An 18425-nucleotide genomic window follows, 5' to 3' on the forward strand; every position below is an offset into this window, starting at 1 on the left:
CCGTCAGGACTCGCACCAACCGTGGGAGAGCTCGGTCATGCCGGACACCGAACCACGCCAGACGTAGACCCAGCACCGTCGACGGTCCCGGAGCGTGCGGACGCGGCGGAGGTATTCCGGACCTTCGTAGCGGTCCAGAACCGGCAGTGACCGCTCCGGTTCCCGCAGTACGTAGACCTCAGCGGGAATCCCCTCGTTCGGCGCGGGAGCTGCCTCCGTGGGGACGAAAGCCGGATACCCCTGCCCGGTGTCGTAGAGCCGTCCCGCGAGCAGAGTGTCGCTCTCCCGCAGGCTCGCCAAGGATCTCATGAGGTCGCCGGCCGAGCCGGCGCTGCGCAACGTGCCGTAAACAGCGACCCGCCGGGGTCGTTGTTCGTCGGGTCGAGGGAGTGTCATGTTCGTCGTTCCCACACGGCTCGCTCGAAACGGTCACCCAGCCCCACAATCCCCGGATCCGGCGGGAAACTCCCGGGCAGAGCCCCACCGGTGATCACCGGCTTGGTGCGTCACCGGGCCGCGTGCCAGCGGGAGTTACCGAGTTACTGTGAATCGGAGTCGGGGTCGCGCTTGCTCAGCCCGGACAGCAGCCGCTCCATCACCTGTGGATCGACGTCGTCGGGAAGGTCCTCCGACTGTTCGGAGGAGTTGGAACGCTTCGGATCCCGGCGAGGAAGCGGAACGTCGGAAGCACGCATCCCCTGCGGCAGTTCCAGCTCGCACCAGACGATGCGGCCCCGTCCCTCGGGCGAAACCACACCGGTGTGCACACCCGCGAGATTCGACGAGACAGCGGGCGGAAGCACACTCTGGTCGTCCTCGACCTCGATCACCAGATTGTTGCCGTGAATCCGCAGCCGGACCGAGACGAACCCCGGTGACTGCGAATCCGAGTGCTCGACGACGGCGGAGACGAGCCGGGTAGCCGCCGCTGTCGCCTCGTCGGTCATCGGGCGCAGCGACCACTCGCTCAGGGTGAAACGGACGAACATGTCGGTGCAGTTCACGGCGCTTTGCAGCGCAACGAGCCGAAGGTCGTCGGTCTGCGCGGTCTCGGTATCCACCTCGGTCCTTCCCTCGTCGGCGTCGTAGCCGGTAACCGAAAGGTCACGTGTCGTCCAACCGGAGCCTCTGCGGTTGTGGCTCGGCCCACGAACCAGTTGTCACTTCCCACCGGAGGTACGTGACGGTGATGCCGACAACGGTACGCACACCCGGCTGGACTGTCCCGCGTTGGCGTTCGCGCCTACCGAGTGGGGCAGCGGTAACGCAACGTCCATTCGCGTGATACTTCGAATGTTCGCATATTCATGGTTACCGACCGAATCGTACCCACCGGCCACCGGGTGACCCCGCGGCTGTTCGGTGCGGCGTGTCGCGGGTCAAGCACGTGTGCCCCCGGTGGCGTGTTTCGCCTCACAGTCGCATCCTCGAGGGGACCCCGAGGAAGACACCGCTCGGCGGCCTCCTCGGGCAGCACGACCGGAAAGCTCCAGTAAGCCGTTGCCCAGCAGTCCGGAGCGGATACTTGAACGTCTCGTTCGACGTCGACGGTAGGTCCGTCAACGTTTCCCGTGCCGGGAAGGTGCTCTTTCCCATCGACGGGATCACCAAGCAGCGGATCGTCTCCTACTACCGCGAGGTGGCTCCGACGATGCTGCCCCACCTGCGCGGCCGTCCGATGGTCATGGAGCGGTTCCCGGACGGCATCGACGGTGAGCGTATCGTGCAGCACAACGTGCCGGATTTCTTCCCCGAGTGGATCCGCCGCGTCCGGGTGGCCAAGAAGAGCGGTGGGCACAACGAACTCGTGGTCTGTGGTGACGCTCCGACACTGCTCTACCTCGCCGGGCAGGCCTGCCTGACCCCTCACCCGTGGTTGTCCACCCAGGAGCGTCCGGCGGTGCCGGACCGGCTGGTGTTCGATCTCGATCCGTCGGTCGACGAGCCCGAATCACTGCGCACCGCTGCTCGCCTGGTCGGCGAGGCACTGGAGGAACTCGGCCTCGTCCCCTTCCCGATGACCACCGGATCCCGCGGGTTTCACGTGGTCACCCCGATACGCGGCGAGCTCTCGTTCGACGAGTCGCACGAACTGGCTCTCGGCGTCGCCCGGCTGTTGGCCGCGCGGCGGCCCGCGATGCTGACCGTCGAGCAGCGCAAGAAGGAACGCGGCGAACGCGTTTTCGTCGACTATCTGCGCAACGGCTACGCCCAGACCGCGGTAGCGCCGTACGCGGTGCGGGCCCGCACCGGTGCCCCGGTCGCCGCTCCGCTGTGGTGGTCGGAGTTGGACTCGGTCGGTCCGGCCGCGTTCACCATCCACGACATGCCCGCGCGGTTGCGTGCCTACGGCGACCCGTGGGACGAGTTCGCGGATCACGCTCGGTCGGCCACGCACGCGCGGAGCCTGCTGTCCCTGATGCGGTAGACCGCACCTGGCAGTGCTCCGCACGTCAACCCGCCGGATCGTTGAGCGTTCGCGGGGGAAGTTCCCCGGGGCGGTGGTCCTTCGGATCGCTGCGGCCCGCTCCGGCAGGTGTCATGGTTGGTTCCGGGCGCTGCTCCCGGCAGCTCCGGCGGGCTCGGGACACCGCGCCGACACCCAGCTCCGCCCGGACCGAGGCCACGACCACCGGAGTGAGACATGTCTACCATCGCGAAGCCGATTCTGGTCGGAATCGACGGTTCTCCCACCGCTTTCGAAGCCGTGCGTTGGGCGGCTCGCGAGGCATCCCACCGTTCGGCACCGCTGCGGTTGGTGCACGCGGACGTCTCCGCCCTGGGCTATGTTCCCGACACGCTGGGAACCGCCACACCGGAGCCCACCAACGAGACGGCACGGGAGTTCGTCAGCGACTGGCTGCGCGACGCTCGGGAAATCGCGGCCGCCGAGGATCCGGAACTCGTGGTGGACACGGCCGTACGTACCGGATCCGCCCGCACCGTGCTGCTGGACGAGTCCAGCACGGCACGATTGGTCGTGGTCGGTAGCCGTGGTCTCGGCAGCTTCAGTGGGGTGATACTGGGTTCGGTCGCGATCGCGTTGACACACCACGGGCAGTGTCCGGTGGCGGTGGTTCGCGAGCCCGACGAGGGGGCGCAGCCCACCGACCTCCCCGTCGTCGTCGGTGTGGACGGTTCCGGTCCCGGCGAGCTCGCGCTGCGGTGGGCGTTCGACATGGCCTCGTCCCGCTCGACCGGGATCATGGCGGTGCATGCCTGGCACGACCTGGTGGTGGGGGAGTTGTGGACCCGCGCGCAGGCGGACAAGACCTGGGAGTCCGTCCGCGCCGACGAACAGCGGCTACTAGCCGAAGTGCTGGCGGGCTGGCGGGAGGACTATCCCGACGTGCCGGTGCACGAAGTCGTCGGTTACGGCAAACCCGCACGGCTGCTGCTGGAACAGGCCGACAACGCCCAACTGGTGGTGGTGGGGGCACGTGGTCGCGGCGGGCTGGCGGGGCTGCTGCTGGGATCGACCAGCCAGACACTGCTGCACCACGCGCCCTGTCCGGTCCTCGTGGCTCGCTGAGTGCTCACCCGAACCGGATAGCCGGGTGGCCGCACGAGGACGAACAGCCACGAGGGAACGGGCGGCGACTCCGGATCGGAATCGCCGCCCGCCGTTACCCGGTATCGGCCCCGCGGGGCCGGAATGGGGCCTCACCCGTCGAGAGTCCCGACCGGAATCCCGATCAGGCGGAGGCCTCCGCCGGTTGCGGTTGCACCGAGAACCGCAGGCGGTCCTGGTCGGCTCCGACGACCACGCGTTGGCCGTGGGCGAGTTCCCCGTCCAGCAGCAGGTCCGAGATCGAGTCGTCCACTTCGCGCTGGATGGTCCGCCGCAGCGGGCGGGCACCGTAGTCGGGTTGGTGGCCGTGCTCGGTCAGCCAGTCCACCGCGTCCGACTCGAACGTGATGTCGATTCCCTGCGCCCGCAGTCGTTGCCTGGTCTCCTCCAACAACAGTTCGGTGATGCTGCGCAGCTGGTCCGACTCCAGTTTGCGGAACACCACGATCTCGTCGATCCGGTTGAGGAACTCGGGGCGGAACGAATCACGGAGTCGAACCATCAACCGGTCCCGTGCCGCCTCGGTGGTCTGTTCCTCCTCCCTGGTGCTGAACCCGAGTACCCCGGAACGGTTGGAGATGATGTCCGAACCGAGGTTGCTGGTCATGATCAGCACCGTGTTCCGGAAGTCCACCGTGCGCCCCTGGCCGTCGGTGAGGCGGCCGTCCTCCATGACCTGCAGCAGGATGTTGAACACGTCGATGTGCGCCTTCTCGATCTCGTCGAGCAGCACCACGGAGTAGGGCCTGCGCCGGACCTCCTCGGTGAGCTGGCCCGCCTCGCCGTAACCGACGTAGCCCGGGGGAGCGCCGACCATCCGACTGGCGGTGTGCGCCTCCTGGTACTCGCTCATGTCCAGCCGGATCATCCGGTCCTGGTCACCGAACAGCGACTCGGCCAGCGCGCGGGCCAATTCGGTCTTGCCTACCCCGGTCGGCCCCAGGAACAGGAAGGTGCCGACCGGCCGGTTCGGGTCTCCCATGCCGGTTCGTGAGCGGCGTACCGCGCGGGAGACCGCGTGAACCGCTTCGCCCTGACCGACGACCCGGTGGTGCAGCTGTTCCTCCAGCCGCATCAGCCTGCCCTTCTCCTCCTCGGTCAGCTGCGTGACCGGGATTCCGGTGGCCCGGGACACGACCTCCGCGATGTCCGTCGAACCGACCTCCGGGATCCCGTCGGGGCTGTGCCGCTGCTGCCGGATCCTCGTCTGCACCTGGTTGATCTCGTCCCGCAGCTGCGAAGCCTGCTCGTAGTTCTCGTTCGTGACCGCCTGGGCCTTGTCCCTGCTGAGCTGTTCGGCCTGTTCCTCCAGCTCGCGGACATCGGTCGTGGGGGTACGGGTGCGCAGTCGTTTGCGCGCCCCGGCCTGATCGAGCAGGTCGATGGCCTTGTCCGGCAGGTAGCGGTCCGTGACGTAGCGGTCGGAGAGCTCGGCTGCGGCGTTGATCGCCTCGTCGCTGAACCGCACCTGGTGATGCGCCTCGTAGCGGTCCCGCAACCCCCGCATGATCTGGACCGTGTCCTCGACACTGGGTTCGGCGACGTCGATGCGCTGGAAGCGACGTTCCAGCGCGGCGTCCTTCTCGATGTTCTTGCGGTACTCGTCCAGTGTCGTGGCCCCGACGACGTGCAGATCGCCCCGGGCCAGTCTCGGCTTGAGCATGTTGCCCGCGTCCACGGCACCCTCGGATCCGCCCGCGCCGACGACGGTGTGCAGTTCGTCGATGAAGATGATCAGCTGCTCGCTCTGCTGGCTGATCTCCTCGATGATCTTGTTCATCCGTTCCTCGAAGTCGCCCCGGTAGCGGGTACCGGCGACCACCCCGGACACGTCGAGTTGCACCACTCGCTTGTTCGCCAGTACGTCGGGAACCTCGCCGTCGACGATGCGCTGCGCGATGCCCTCCACGACCGAGGTCTTGCCGACCCCGGCCTCGCCGATGAGCACCGGGTTGTTCTTCGTGCGGCGCGAGAGCACCTCCACGGTCTGCTCGATCTCCGACTCGCGACCGATGACCGGGTCCAGTCCGCCCTCACGGGCGCGTGAGGTCAGGTCCTGGCCGTACTCGTCCAGCGTGGGGGTCGGGCTGTGCTGCTGCGCCTCGGTGGTCTGCTGACCGCCGGAGCCGCGGGCGGACGCCCCGCTCTGCAGCGACTCCAGGGTCACGTGGGCCGCCGCCAGCATCTGGCCCGCCGTGGATTCCTGATTCGCCGCCAACGCGAGCAGCAGGTGATCCGGACCGATGTAGGACGAGCCCACCGCGCGGGCGACCCGGTGCGCGTCCAGCAGTGCCCGCTTGGCCGCCGGAGTCAGCGCGGGCGGCTGGTCGGTGCTCTCGGTCTGCGGCAGCTGCTGCTCGACTCCCTGGGCGATCGCGGCGGGGTCCGCCCCTGCCCGTTCGAGCATCGAACGCGTCGTCTCGGTCTGGGTCGCCGCCCACAACAGGTGATGCGCGTCCAGGTCGTGTCCGCCGTGTTCGGCCGTGAACCGCGCGGCGGCAGCCATCAGTTCCTGGGCCTGGTGGGTCATCAGACGGGTGATGTCGACACGTTGCACCGGCCGCGGCGTATTGCCCTGACCGCCGAGAAACCGGGCGAGGAAGTCGTCGAACGGACTCGAACCGGGCCCACCGGAACCGAAGAAGTTGGTCATTACTACCTCTTTCGTTCGCACGCTTCGTTGCGGATCGCGTCTCGCTCAACATGAGCGACGCGGTTCGCCATTCCTGCGTCGGTTTCGCTCAAGGCTAACGCATCCGTTGGGCTCAAGGTGAGTTACCTCCTTGCTTTTCGGGGGCGTCCCCGCGATCTGGTTCCGGTGTCCTCCTCGGTTGCCCGCCCACCCCCGTGCACACCGGGTGATTCGGTGATGGCCTTTTCCAGCTGGGCCCGGTTGAGCTTGGATCTGCCCCGGATGTCGAGCTCGCGTGCTCGTCTCCGCAGTTCCTCGCGGGTCAGGGTGGACACCGGTGCGGTCTCCGGCCGTTCGGCGTCCCGGTCCGCGCGCTCACCCCCGCTCCCGGAGTGCTTCCGCTCGGCGCGGGCGCGTTCGGTGCTGCGGCGCAGTGCCTCGGCCAGGTCCACGGTCGCGGTAGTTTCGACGTGCTCGGTCCCGCTCCGGGGAGCACGTCCCGCCGCCTTGTCCGCGAGCAGTCGTTCGATCCGGGCGGTGTGCGTGTCGACGTGTTCCTCCGGGTGCCACGCGGTGCTCATCGACCTGATCAGATCGCCGGCCAGCCGCAGTTCCCGCGAGCCGTACGAGTCGTCCGGCGGAGCGTGCTCCAGCACGTTCGCGGGGTCCCGTATCTCGTCGAGAAAGAACATGGTGTGCAGCACCAACGCCTCGCTCTCGGGGCGCAGCGCGGTCAGGTACTCCCTGCCGCGGAACACGAAGGTGGCTATGCCCACCCGTTCGGTCTCGGCCATCGCACGACGCAGCAGGCTGTATCCCCTTGCGTTCCGCCTGTCGGCGGGGGCGACCCAGTACGCCTTCTGGAAGTACACGGGATCGATCTCGGACAGCGCCACGAACTCCGCTATCTCGATCGTTCCGGAACGTTCCGGTGCGATGTCGTCGAGCTCGCGCTGCTCGACCGTGACCAGCGTGCCGTCGACCTCCAGCCCCCTGACGACCTCGTCGCCTTCCAGCTCTTTACCCGTTCGCTCGTTGATCCTGCGGTAACGCACCCTGTCGTGGGTTCCGCGCTCGTACTGGTTGAAGCGGATGCCGTGGTCCTCGGTGGCGCTGTACAACCCGACGGGAATGGTCACCAGACCGAACTTGAGCGAACCCGCCCAGATCTTGTGCGGCATGGTTTCCTCCTCACCCGGTCGGTGGCCCGCAGCCGGTGATCCCGCAGGACACGTCTCCGCGAGACACGCGTCGTCCCTGCGCGCTGGGTGCCCAGCCGACGCGTCCCGGCAAACCTCCTCGTGTCGCTTTCCGCTCGGTCCGCTACGTTGCGGCGTTTTCCGGTTACCGGACGCGAGTGGGCGGTTGTTGTTCCCCGTCGGGACCGTTCAGCGCACTCGGTGGGTTCCGTCGGGAAGTCGTCGGGTGTAGCCCTCGCGGGCGAGCCGCTCCAGCAACGGGACGACCACCCGGCGGCTCGTTTCCAGGGCATCCCGTGCCTCGCTCGGGGTGAACGGTTCCGGCAGTGCGGCCAGCACGTCCCGTGCCCGCCGCAACGCCCCCGGCAGCAGGTGGATTCCCTCGCCGATCCGAAGCAGCTGACCGGCCTTGTTCGCCGCGCCGAGTTGTTCGCTGTCCAGCCCGAGTTCTCGGAGTTCTGCCGCGGTGGGTGCGTCGAAGGGGTGCCGGGCCAGCCGAGCACGGATAACGGTGACGCCCCGTCGTACGTGCTCGCTCAGCTCGGGGCCTCGCAGCCGCAGCCTCCCGTCGCCCGTTCCGATCCCGGCGGCAGCCGCCGAGTTCAGCACCAGCGGCAGCAACGATGCGTGGGGCAGGCACAGCTGCCGTACCGCTTCCTGCTCGGAGAGACCGTCCGCCATCGGGTCCTCCCCGTGAACCCCTTCGAGGAGCTCGACGAGCTGTGTCGCGTACTCGTCCCGGGCGGTCGGATCCAGCAGCCAGTCCCCGGCCACCAGGGCATGTGGGGGAGGGGCCGCTCCCAAGACGCGGAGTTCCGAGGCGCGGATCGCGCGATCCCTCGCGAGCAGCACGGCGCCTGCGGGCTGATCTCTCGCCCGCTCCAGCTCGCGAGCGCGGGCGGCGGCAGCGCCCCGACGACGCAACTCCGGTGGACGCGCGTCGAGAACGTGGACCCCGGCAGGGATCCGGTGCTGTCCGGCGTCCCGCAGCAGCGCGTTGTCACCGATCCGCAGCGGAAGCCCGACACGCAGCGAAAGTCGCGCGGTGTCCGCTCCCAACGGCCGCAGCCGCACCTCGCTCGTGGCCGCACCGATGTGCATGCCCAGTTCACGGGGCAGTTCGCCGGATCCCCCGTCCCGCAACAGCACGTCCACCCGGTCGGTGCTCCGCCACGCCCCCGGTGTCAGCAACGCGTCCCCGCGATCGAGTTCCCCCGCGTGCACCCCGCGCAGGTTCAGCGCGACCCGTGCCGTCGCGCGGACCGTTTCGTGCTCCTCACCGAGGCTCCGCAGTCCCCGGACAGTCACGCGTTTTCCGGTTCCTGCCACCACGAGTTCGTCACCTCGGGTCAGCGTGCCCGCGGACAGCGTCGCGGTCACCACCGTTCCCGCGCCTCGAACGCTGAAGCAGCGGTCCAGCCACAGCCGCACGTCGGCGGTGGGGTCGGGATTCGGGAGCAGGCCCGCGAGGTCGTCGAGCTTCCCGGTGAGTTCGGGCAACCCGGCCCCGGTGGTTCCACTGACCACCACTTCGGGAAGTCCCGCCAGCGAGCTGCCCGCCAGTCGCCGTCGTGCCTGTTCCAGCGCGGGGCGCGGGTCGGCGAGATCGCCGCGCGTGATCGCCAGTACCCCCCGCCGCACGCGCAGGGCGTGCAACGCCTCGAGGTGCTCGTCCGACTGCGGCATCCATCCCTCGTCGGCGGCCACCACGAACAGCACGCCCGCGACCTCGCCGACCCCGGCCAGCATGTTGCGCACGAATCGCTGATGACCGGGCACGTCGACGAACGCCATCGTCTCGCCACCGGGCAGGGTCGTCCACGCGAATCCCAGGTCGATGGTCAGCCCGCGACGTCGTTCCTCGGCCCATCTGTCCGGATCGCTGCCGGTCAGGGCTTTGATGAGCGTGGACTTGCCGTGGTCCACATGACCTGCCGTGGCGATCACTCGCATGACGGGCCTCCCACGACCGGATCCGTCGTCCGCGCACTCTGGCGAATCGCCTCGACCAGTTCCTCGTCCCGCTCCGGGGCCAGCGCGAACAGGTCGACCAGGCAGTTCCCCCGTTCGATCCTGGTCAGCACCGGCGGCACGGTGCGGCGCAGTCGTTCGGAGCAGTGCTCGGGCAGCACGACGGCCGCGCTGGGCAGCTCCACTCCCGGTGCTCCACCACCACCGATGCCCGCGGTGGTGTCCGCCGCCGTCGCCGCCACACCCGATGCTCGCGACGATTCCGCGATCCGTTCGGCGCGGGCGCGCAGTTCCCGCCGCGAGCGTTCCAGCGCACGCGCGGTCGGTGTGGGAGGTCCGTGCAACGTCGCGTGCAGCGCGGCCAGGGTGAGCTTGTCAGGACGTAGCGCCCGGGCCAGCGGATGTCTCCGGAGCTTGTCCACGATGCCTGCCCTGCCGAGCAGCAGCCCGGCCTGCGGACCGCCGAGCAGCTTGTCACAGCTGGCCACCACCAAGTCCGCTCCCGCCCGCAGCGTGCCGCGCGCGTCGGGCTCGTCCGGCAGCCTGGGGTGCGGTTCCAGCAGTCCGGATCCGATGTCGACGACCAGCGGTACGTCCAGCCCGCGGAGTTCGCCCGGCTCGACAGCGGAGGTGAAGCCGCTGATCACGAAGTTCGACGGGTGCACCTTGAGCACGAATCCGGTTTCCGCTCCGATCGCCGCTCGGTAGTCGGCGAGCTCGACACGGTTGGTCGTGCCGACCTCGCGCAGTCCCGCGCCGGTGGAGCACAACAGGTCGGGTATGCGGAATCCGGCGCCGATCTCGACCATCTCACCGCGTGCCAGCACGATCTCACGGCCCGCGGCCAGGGCGGTGGCGGCCAGCGTGAGTGCGGCCGCCCCGTTGCCCACCACGTGCGCGCTCTCCGCCTCGGGGACCGCGTCGAGCAGGCCGCGCGTGACGCTCGCCCCGCGACGACCACGCTGACCGGTGTGGAGGTCCAGTTCGACGTCGCAGGTTCCCGCGGCTTCCCGCAGGGCCAGCACCGCGGCCTCCGAGAGGGGAGCGCGGCCCAGGTTGGTGTGCAGCAGTACGCCCGTGGCGTTGAGCACCGAGCGCGGACCGCCGGTCGAGGTGGGCAGGTTCGCCGCCGCTTCCGCGATCACCTGATCGGCGGGGACCTCACTGGCCCGCGCGCGTCGCTGTGCGTCGTGGACGGCGCGTTTCACCCGTTCCCGGCCGAAGCGCTCGACGGCCGCGGCTATCCGGGGGTCGTCGAGCACCCGGTCCGTGGCAGGGATGTTCCGCCGCTCGTCCACGTTCGTGACGATACGCAGCGGGGAGTATCGGGGGAGCTTTTCGACACGGCATGTCGGCCCGGTGCTGCCGGAACAATTCCGGTACGTGCTTCCGGGGTGGTTTCGCGGTTCGCTTCCCCGAACTCTGCCGCGTCGACCTCGATACCACGACTCGCACGGCACGAAAAGGGGAGAGTAGGACCTTCGTCGTGGGGCAGCCGAGGGGATCGGGTACGGAGCGCGCCGTGGCCGCTTCGTGCAGGGTAGTGGTGGCATCATCGACGAGGGGCTGGCCGTGCCCGAAGCAGACCACGTCGCAACGCAGGCCCGCCAGCCGTCGGAATGAACGTCGGGCCTGTTCCCTGTCGTTGTTGAACGGCCCGAGAACGACCTGCCCCTCGTACTCGGCCGCGATGTCGCCGGTGAACAGTACTCCGGCTTCTTCCAGGTGCAGCGCGATGCTGCCGGGGGTGTGGCCCGGGGTGGCGATGACCCGGGCACCGATCCCCTCCAGGAGCTCGCCGTCATGAACCTCGTGATCGAGCGTAGTCCGCGCACGGGTCCGCGATCTCCCCGTTCACGAGCGGCTGAAGCGCTGTTGCTCGCGATTCGTGCGTATGCGACAGGAGGGCGAGCTGTCGACGCGCGACAGAGCTGTTCGTAGTGGACTTCGGGAAAGCCTCGATCTCGCGGCGCGGAATTCGCTGTTTGATTATACTGTTGTTTCAGTGTTGATCGAAATAAATCCACAACAGGAAACACTCACGAGACACCGATCCAACGGATGATCCGAAAAGAGACCCCGGTGCACAATCGGGTCATGACCGAACGGAAACCGCCGGGGATGGACTTCGAGAGCTGGATCGACCGTCAGATTCGCACTGCCAGGGAGCGCGGGGAGCTCGACGATCTGCCCGGAACCGGCAAGCCACTTCCGGACCTCGGCAACGAGAGCGAACTGTCCTGGGTCAAGAAGTACGTCGAGCGGGAGGGGCTGTCCACTGAGGCACTGCTGCCGCCCGCCGTGCAGTTGCGCAAGGAGATCGAGCGGCTCCCGGAGACCTTGGACGAGCTGCGTTCCGAGCAGGCGGTGCGCGAGCAGGTCGGTGAGCTCAACCTGCGTATCGCCGAGTGGCTGCGGGCTCCCAGCGGTCCACGAGTCAAGGTCGCACCCGTGGACGTCGAGGAGGTCGTGCGCCGCTGGCGTGACCGGCGTGCCGCCGCGGCCGAGACCGAGTCAGCTCCGCTGGCCGAGCGTGCCGACGCCGAAGGAGCGTTCGAACCGGCCGCGACCGGGGATGGTCGCCGTTCCGGCGGGCCGCGCACCTGGTGGCGCAGGCTGGTGCGTGGCGGAGGCGGACGGGAATCGAACCCGCCTGACCGAGTTGCTCGGCCACGTCGGTTTTGAAGACCGCGGGGGCCACCAGGCACCCTTACGCCTCCAGTGCCGCCGTCCCGCGTGTTCCGCCATGCCGTTGTCCACCCCGTGGACTAGCTTCGGGGCATGACCGATGCCGGGACCGTCACGACCGAAAACTACCGCCTGACACGTTACGCGCACGGTGGCGGCTGCGCCTGCAAGATCCCCGCCGGTGAACTGGAGTCCATGGTCACCGGTGCCGGGCTTTCCGGCGGCGCTCCGGCGGGCGGTGAGGTGCTGATCGGTGCCGGGGACGACGCGGCCGTGGTGCGGCTGCACGGCGACACCGCGATCGTGGCCACGGCTGATTTCTTCACTCCTGTGGTCGACGACCCTTACGACTGGGGCCGCATCGCTGCGGCCAACGCGCTCTCCGACGTCTACGCGATGGGTGCGCGTCCGCTGGTGGCGTTGAACCTGCTCGGCTGGCCACGTGAGTCGTTGCCGATGGAACTGGCCGAACGGGTGCTGCGCGGTGGTGCGGACGTCGCGGAACTCGCGGGGTGCCCGGTGGGCGGTGGACACAGCCTCGACGACCCCGAGCCGAAGTACGGCATGGCCGTGACCGGTACGGCGGCTGCCACTCGACTGCTGCGCGACGACGCCGGAACCCCCGGTGCTCCGCTGTCGTTGACCAAACCGCTCGGCATCGGGGTGCTCAACACCCGGCACAAGGCCACCGGAGAGGCTTTCCCGCAGGCGATCGAGGCGATGACGACCCTCAACGACACGGCGGCGCGGGACGCGCTGGCGGTGGGTGCCGAGTGCGCCACCGACGTCACGGGGTTCGGACTGCTCGGGCATCTGCGCGAACTCACCCGTGCCAGCGGTGTTTCCGCGGTGTTGGACTCGAACGCCGTTCCCTATCTGGAGGGGGCGCGCGAGGCGGTTCGCGGCGGGTACGTCAGCGGTGGGACACGCCGCAATCTGCGCTGGGTGGGCGAGTGCACCGATCTGTCCCGCGTGGACGAGGACGAAGCGCTGCTGCTGGCCGACGCGCAGACTTCGGGGGGACTGCTCGTCGCGGGGGAGCTGCCGAACGCCCCGGTGATCGGAAGGCTGATCAGCGCCGAGGAGAACGCCATCACGGTCCGCTGAGCGCGCGTGCGCCCATTACCGCCACAGTGCGTGACGAGTGTCAGCGGACGCGCGCCCAGGTGCAGCGCTGAGCTCTTCGGCGATGATCCGTTACGGTTCCCTGTTCGCGTCTCCCGGTGGGCCGATGCCGCCGTTCATCCGTTCAGCGTGGAATCGTTGCGGCTTTGCCTGCGCTCGACACGTCGCCGGTCAGCCAGATGCGCGTCGCGGAGAGCCTCCAGCGCACGTTCGAGGGTCGAAGTGCCGGGATTCACCACGCAGACCCACCCGAAAGCGCCGTACAGCGGGTGCGGGCGGAACACGTCCTCGACGCTGTGGTCCACGCGTGGTGCGTCCGTCTCGTTGGGAGCGTGTCCGATGAGTTCGGTGAATGCCCGTGCCCCGACATGGAGGTTCAACCGCCAGCGATCCGCTGCGTCCAGGTGAGAATCCGTGTCATCCGGGTAGTTCTTCGTCACGATCGTCGCGTACGGCTGACGGTTGCGTGGCACCTGTCCGTCGGGTGCGTAGTAGAAGAAGTGATCGCCCCACGAGATCTCGGGGTGTTCGCTCCCCGGCAGAGACGCGAGCTCGAGGACGCCATCGTAGGTTCTGATTTCCGACAGGATTCGTTCCATCGACATGATTCAAGTGTGACCTTGAAGTGCTTGTGGAGGGTTAAGCCTCGTGGACGACAACAGCGAGTCCGGCTCTGAGGCGTACACGACGAGGCGCTTGGCCGCGGCGGTCGGCTACTCCGTGCAGCAGGTCCGCGACCTCGAACGCCTTCACGTGATCCCGCCGGCGCTCCGCCGACCCAACGGATATCGTCAGTTCACCGCTCTGCACCTGACCGCGTTGCGCGCATACCGCGACCTGGCGATCGCGGTCGGCCCCGTCGCCGCCCGCTTCACGATGCGCGAGATAAGCGATCTCCCGTATGACGAAGCTGTCGCGAGGATCGTCACGCTCCACGTCGATCTCGCCCGCTCCCGTGACAACACGGTCGCCGCGCTCCACGCACTCGACAGCATCGTCGACGAAGGCGCATACGAAGACGCCCCCGTGCCGGGAGATTCGATGACCATCACCGAGCTCGCTGTCGCGATCGGAGTGCGCTCCTCAACCCTGCGCTTCTGGGAACAACAGGGACTGATCGTCCCCGAACGAGCAGCAAGAGCAAGAACGGGCAAGCGCTACTACCCGCCCGATGCGATCAGGGACGCTCGTATCGTCGCCGCACTCCGTGCCGGCGGCTATCGGATCCCGGCAGTGCGGGCGGTCATGACTTCCCTGTACAGCATCGACGGCTCGGAAGACGCTCGTGACGCTCTCCAGAACCGCCTGCGAACCATCGCCGCAAGATCCGAGGCGCTGCTCCGGGCCGGCACGGACATCGCCGACCTCCTGAGCCGATCAGCTGCCGAGAACCCCTGACCTGCGGATACCCAGGCAGCCGCTCAGCTCAGTCCGCGGAGCCCTTCCCGGTGACCTGGCAGAGTCCTTCGTTGGTGCTGTTGAGCACGTCCACGAGGATCTCGCGCAACGTGGTGCCGTCGCGCCGGGTCAGCCAGGCGTGCATCGCGGAACCGAAGCACGAGACCATGGTCATCGACCACGCGCCGGGACGAGGGTCGCAGCTGGGATCGGCTTCGATGTGCTCGGCCACCAGCTCGGTCATGTCCTGCATCCAGCGCTGCCGCATCAGATACATCTCGTACTGGCCGGTGGATTCCAGCACGTGCAGCAGTTCGGCGCGCATCAGGTGCTGTTCGCGGTCGGCCTCCATGCGGTCGGCCGCGTCGAGCATCGACGTAGCCAGTGCGCGCATCGGGTGTTCCCCGGAGCCGCGCGCGTTCAGCGCCTCGCGCACGTATTCGAGTTCGTTGCCGAGGTCGCCGAACAGCACGGCGTCCTTGCTGGGGAAGTACCGGAAGAACGTCCTGGGGGCGATGTCGGCGGCACGGGCTATCTGTTCCACGGTCGTGGCCTCGAAGCCCTGTTCGCGGAACAGTTTCAGGGCCGCGGACTCGATGCCCGCTCGGGTCCTGGCCGCCTTGACGGCTCGCCTGCCCTGGCCCTCCGTTTCGTCGGTCGGATCCACCGCAACGCTGGTCATGGCATCAGGTTCCTCGAAATCGCAGTTCAGCGTCAACTGTGCCCGTTGTCACCGATGACAAATGGCAGTACTGCCATATTCTGTGGGCGGGGAAAGGAGACACGCATGTCCGACGGTGACGCCCGCCACGGGGCGACGGGTGCTGCGACGACACCCGACAAAGGAGAGGAGGGTGCCCTGGCCGAGGGCATCGACGTGCGGGTCTACCGCCGCAGGTGGGCGACCCTGCTCGTGCTGTGTCTGGCGTTGTCGGCCACGATGCTCGCGAACACCTCGCTCAGCGTCGCGTTACCCCAGCTCTCTCGTGCGCTGGGGGCCTCCACCTCGGCGCAGCAGTGGTTCTCGGACGCCTACGCGCTGGTGTTCGCCGGTCTGCTGTTCACCACCTCCTCGATAGCGGACCGCTACGGGCGCAAGTGGATGCTGCAGGCCGGGATGGTGCTGTTCGGCCTGGTGTCGGTCTACGTGTGGCTGTTCGTGGGATCCAGCACCGAGATGATCGCCGCACGGGCCCTGCTCGGTGTGGGCGGCGCCATGATCATGCCTGTGACGCTGTCCATTCTGACCAGTGTCTTCCCCAGCGGGGAGCGTACCAAGGCGGTCGGGATCTGGGCCGCCGTCTCCGGTGCGGGCAGCGCCGCGGGACCGGTGATCGCCGGTGTGCTGTTGCAGTACTTCTCCTGGGAATCGGTGTTCGTGATCAACGTGCCGGTGGTCGTGATCGGCGTGATCGCCGGTATCCGCTACATCCCGTCGCACACCGGAACCGAGGGCGGACACGGCGGGCTGGACCTGCTGGGGGCGCTGCTGTCCACCGCCGGGATCACGATCGCCGTCTACGCGCTGATCGAGGCGCAGTACGTCGGCTGGCTGTCACCGCGCACGCTTTCCCTGGTGGCTCTGGGGCTGGTGCTGCTGGCGTTGTTCGCGCTCTGGGAGCGCCGGGTGGCCGATCCGATGCTGGACGTCCGGCTGTTCCGCAGCCGTGGCTTCTCCGCTTCGGCGGTGGCGTTGACGCTGGTGTTCTTCGCGATGATCGGCGTGTTCTTCGCGCTGAGCCAGACCCTGCAGCTCGTGTTCGGCTACTCGCCGCTGATGGCTTCCACCGCGATGCTGCCCATGTCGGTGATGATGATGCTCATCGCGCCGCAGGTCTCCAGGATCGTGGACAGGTTCGGTCCGCGTAACACCATCGCCGTCGGACTTCTGCTGGCGGCGTTGGGCATGGTCGGGCTCAGCACGTTGACCGTGGACTCCGGCTACTGGCAGATCCTGCTGCCGCTGTCGTGCACGGCGGCGGGGATGTCGCTTGCGATGGCGCCTGCCACCGATCAGCTGATGGCCAACGTGCCCCGTGAGCGCGCGGGGATGGGCTCGGCCACCAACGACGTCACCCGCGAGGTGGGGGCGTCGTTGGGTGTCGCCGTACTCGGCAGCGTGCTGGGTGGCAGCTACGCGGCCCGGATCTCGGACTCGCTGACCGGGCTGCCCGAGCAGCTGCGGCAGACCGCGGAGGAATCGCTGCCCGGCGGCATGATGGTCGCCGAGTCGTTGGGCGCACGTGGGCAGCGGCTCGCCGACGAGGTCTCGGTGGCCTGGATGAACGCCTCGCAGACCGCGTACCTGGCCTCGGCGGGGCTGATCGCGGTGGCCGCGCTGGTGGCGTGGTTCTTCCTGCCCGGCAAGACGCGACGCACCGAGACGGCCGAGGTGCGGGCCTCGTCCGAGACGGAGCGGAGCGCGTCCGAGGAACCGGACAGCGCCACCGAGAGGTCGGATAGCGCCAATGACAGGTCGGACAGGGCCACCGAGAGGTCCGACACGGCTGTCACCGAGCAGTGACCGCGCCGATTCAGTGACCGCCCTGCCGGTTGTGGTGATCACGGTCTGGTGTCGATTTCGCGCGAAATCGCCGCGCCGTGGGGCGTTGTGGCACGCAGCGGCGTGAATTTCGCGCGAAATCGCCGGTTCAGCTCCCGGCGCGGTCCTGGGCGAGACTGCGCAGGAAGTCGTTCCACCGGGCGCGGGGGAACAGCAGCGAGCCGCCGTGCGGGCGTTTGGAGTCCCGCGCGGCGACCCCGTGCTCGGTGGCGGCGACCTCCACGCAGTTCGCCTGGCTGCTGCTTCGGCTGCTCTTGCGCCAGTGCTTCACGGATGCCACGGACTCACTCCTTCTCGTGCTCGGCCGGTTCGTCGGCGAGGCGCGCGATGATCTCGCCGGAATCATCCGGGGTGAGCGCGAGTTCGCGCAACCGCCACAGGGAGCGTTCCGCGGCGTCGACGTGCTCGGGCTGCTCCAGGAACGCGCTGTTGCCCCGGTGCTCCAGGTAGACCAGGTTCGGCTGCTTCGGGAAGTCCAGCAGCACGAACGGCCCCTCCATGCCGGGGTGGATCCCCGCCCGCTGCGGGACCACCCGGACGGTGACGTTCGGCCGCAGGTTGCTCTCCGCCAGGCGCAGCAGTTGCCGCCGCATCACGCCGGAGTCGGCGGTCGGGCGGCGCAGCACCGGTTCGTCCAGCAGCACCTCCAACCCTGGCGCGCGGCTGCCGAGCAGCACGGTCTGCCTGCCGACGCGGGCCTCGACCAGCCGTTGGACCTCGCGCTCCGGCAGGCCGTGGGTGGTGCCCCGGATGACCGCCTCGGCGTACTCGTCCGTCTGCAGCAGTCCCGGGATGAACTGCGTTTCCCAGCCGTGGATCGCGGTGGCCTCGGCCTCGAACCGCATCAGGTCCTGCCACATCGCGGGCAGCGCGGCGTGCTGCACTTGCCACCAGTTGCGGTCCGTGCCGTTGCGCACCAACGCCAGGATCTCCTCGCGCCGCTGAGTGGGTACGCGGTAGAGCCCCAGCAGCGCCGCGACGTCGTCGGCGGCCAGCCCGCGAGTCCCCGTCTCCATCCGGCTGAGCTTGCTCATCGAGATCCCCAGCGACCTCGACACCTCGGCGGCGCTGAACCCGTTGCGGTCCCGCAGTTCCCGCAGCTCGCCGGAGACCCGTCTGACCCGTGCCGGAATTCCGCTGCGTCGTTCCATGCTCGCCCCTTCCTCGCCGGTCACCGTTCGCCCGCACCCTGACCGGTTGACCAGTGGTCAAGGAAGTGAGATCACGCGAAAGTGTCGTTGCGTGACCGCTGGGGAGCCGCCGAGCCTTCCTGTCGAC

15 protein-coding genes, 1 tRNA gene and 2 pseudogenes are annotated in these 18425 nt (G+C 68.5%); 6 read left to right on the plus strand and 12 right to left on the minus strand.

Going from position 1 to position 18425, the window contains the following annotated elements; all coding sequences use genetic code 11:
* Window positions 1-3: 3 nt before the first annotated feature.
* Both BM150_RS10310 and BM150_RS10315 read right to left on the minus strand, forming a co-directional pair.
* Window positions 4-396 carry a gamma-glutamylcyclotransferase family protein gene (locus BM150_RS10310; RefSeq protein ID WP_092926492.1) on the minus strand — a complete coding sequence of 131 codons (393 nt, stop codon included), beginning with the start codon at window positions 394-396 and terminating at the stop codon, window positions 4-6.
* Window positions 397-539: 143 nt separating this feature from the next.
* Window positions 540-1061 carry a hypothetical protein gene (locus tag BM150_RS10315; RefSeq protein ID WP_092926495.1) on the minus strand — a complete coding sequence of 174 codons (522 nt, stop codon included), beginning with the start codon at window positions 1059-1061 and terminating at the stop codon, window positions 540-542.
* 464 nt (window positions 1062-1525) lie between these two features.
* On the opposite strand from BM150_RS10315, the gene ligD reads away from it, so the two are divergent.
* Together ligD and BM150_RS10325 are read left to right on the plus strand one after the other, a co-directional pair.
* On the plus strand, window positions 1526-2428 hold the full coding sequence (ligD, locus tag BM150_RS10320; protein ID WP_175496769.1) for a non-homologous end-joining DNA ligase: 903 nt from the start codon (window positions 1526-1528) through the stop codon (window positions 2426-2428).
* A 216-nt stretch (window positions 2429-2644) separates the two neighbouring features.
* A complete protein-coding gene (locus BM150_RS10325) occupies window positions 2645-3532 on the plus strand; it encodes a universal stress protein (RefSeq protein WP_092926499.1) in 888 nt (295 codons plus the stop codon).
* A gap of 163 nt (window positions 3533-3695) precedes the next feature.
* Here the strand turns inward: BM150_RS10325 and BM150_RS10330 are convergent, their stop codons facing one another.
* The 5 genes and pseudogenes from BM150_RS10330 to BM150_RS25045 form a co-directional block, all read right to left on the minus strand.
* The gene (locus BM150_RS10330) at window positions 3696-6224 is read right to left on the minus strand and encodes an ATP-dependent Clp protease ATP-binding subunit (protein WP_092926501.1); all 2529 of its coding nucleotides are present in this window, start codon (window positions 6222-6224) and stop codon (window positions 3696-3698) included.
* Between the two features lie 122 nt (window positions 6225-6346).
* Window positions 6347-7384 (minus strand): non-homologous end joining protein Ku, encoded by a 1038-nt coding sequence (gene ku, locus BM150_RS10335; protein WP_092926503.1) that lies wholly within the window; start codon window positions 7382-7384, stop codon window positions 6347-6349.
* Between the two features lie 207 nt (window positions 7385-7591).
* A complete protein-coding gene (gene selB, locus BM150_RS10340; RefSeq protein ID WP_092926505.1) occupies window positions 7592-9355 on the minus strand; it encodes a selenocysteine-specific translation elongation factor in 1764 nt (587 codons plus the stop codon).
* Window positions 9346-10635, minus strand: coding sequence for an L-seryl-tRNA(Sec) selenium transferase (gene selA, locus BM150_RS10345; protein WP_425427417.1), 1290 nt, complete (start codon window positions 10633-10635; stop codon window positions 9346-9348). The genes selB and selA overlap by 10 nt, the downstream gene beginning before the upstream one ends.
* A pseudogene (locus tag BM150_RS25045) lies at window positions 10535-11179 on the minus strand (MBL fold metallo-hydrolase); the annotation flags it as partial. The gene selA and the pseudogene BM150_RS25045, both read right to left, overlap by 101 nt.
* 315 nt (window positions 11180-11494) lie before the next feature.
* Between BM150_RS25045 and BM150_RS25245 the strand changes: the two are divergent.
* Window positions 11495-11659: pseudogene (locus BM150_RS25245) on the plus strand (DnaJ family domain-containing protein); the annotation flags it as partial.
* 338 nt (window positions 11660-11997) lie between these two features.
* On the opposite strand, the gene BM150_RS10360 reads toward BM150_RS25245, so the two are convergent.
* Window positions 11998-12093 (minus strand) — tRNA-Sec (locus tag BM150_RS10360).
* A 61-nt stretch (window positions 12094-12154) separates the two neighbouring features.
* On the opposite strand from BM150_RS10360, the gene selD reads away from it, so the two are divergent.
* Window positions 12155-13168 carry a selenide, water dikinase SelD gene (gene selD / locus BM150_RS10365; protein WP_092926507.1) on the plus strand — a complete coding sequence of 338 codons (1014 nt, stop codon included), beginning with the start codon at window positions 12155-12157 and terminating at the stop codon, window positions 13166-13168.
* 134 nt (window positions 13169-13302) lie between these two features.
* Here selD and BM150_RS10370 read toward each other — a convergent pair whose 3' ends face one another.
* Window positions 13303-13791, minus strand: a complete 489-nt coding sequence (locus BM150_RS10370; protein ID WP_092926509.1) for a DUF6194 family protein — start codon at window positions 13789-13791, stop codon at window positions 13303-13305.
* A 43-nt stretch (window positions 13792-13834) separates the two neighbouring features.
* Here BM150_RS10370 and BM150_RS10375 point away from each other — a divergent pair, with 43 nt between their 5' ends.
* The gene (locus BM150_RS10375) at window positions 13835-14584 is read left to right on the plus strand and encodes a MerR family transcriptional regulator (protein WP_092926511.1); all 750 of its coding nucleotides are present in this window, start codon (window positions 13835-13837) and stop codon (window positions 14582-14584) included.
* A gap of 28 nt (window positions 14585-14612) precedes the next feature.
* Here BM150_RS10375 and BM150_RS10380 read toward each other — a convergent pair whose 3' ends face one another.
* Entirely contained in the window at window positions 14613-15266 is a 654-nt protein-coding gene (locus tag BM150_RS10380) for a TetR family transcriptional regulator (protein WP_092926513.1), read from the minus strand.
* A 105-nt stretch (window positions 15267-15371) separates the two neighbouring features.
* Here BM150_RS10380 and BM150_RS10385 point away from each other — a divergent pair, with 105 nt between their 5' ends.
* Complete coding sequence (locus tag BM150_RS10385; RefSeq protein WP_092926515.1) at window positions 15372-17108, plus strand: MFS transporter; 1737 nt, start codon at window positions 15372-15374, stop codon at window positions 17106-17108.
* A 127-nt stretch (window positions 17109-17235) separates the two neighbouring features.
* On the opposite strand, the gene BM150_RS10390 is transcribed toward BM150_RS10385, so the two are convergent.
* Together BM150_RS10390 and BM150_RS10395 are read right to left on the minus strand one after the other, a co-directional pair.
* Window positions 17236-17427: a DUF397 domain-containing protein gene (locus BM150_RS10390; protein ID WP_245755411.1), complete on the minus strand. Its 192-nt coding sequence runs from the start codon at window positions 17425-17427 to the stop codon at window positions 17236-17238.
* Between the two features lie 4 nt (window positions 17428-17431).
* Window positions 17432-18322, minus strand: a complete 891-nt coding sequence (locus BM150_RS10395; RefSeq protein WP_217641532.1) for a helix-turn-helix domain-containing protein — start codon at window positions 18320-18322, stop codon at window positions 17432-17434.
* Between the last annotated feature and the right edge of the window lie 103 nt (window positions 18323-18425).

Source organism: Actinopolyspora alba (genome assembly GCF_900112765.1).
Lineage (GTDB): Bacteria > Actinomycetota > Actinomycetes > Mycobacteriales > Pseudonocardiaceae > Actinopolyspora > Actinopolyspora alba.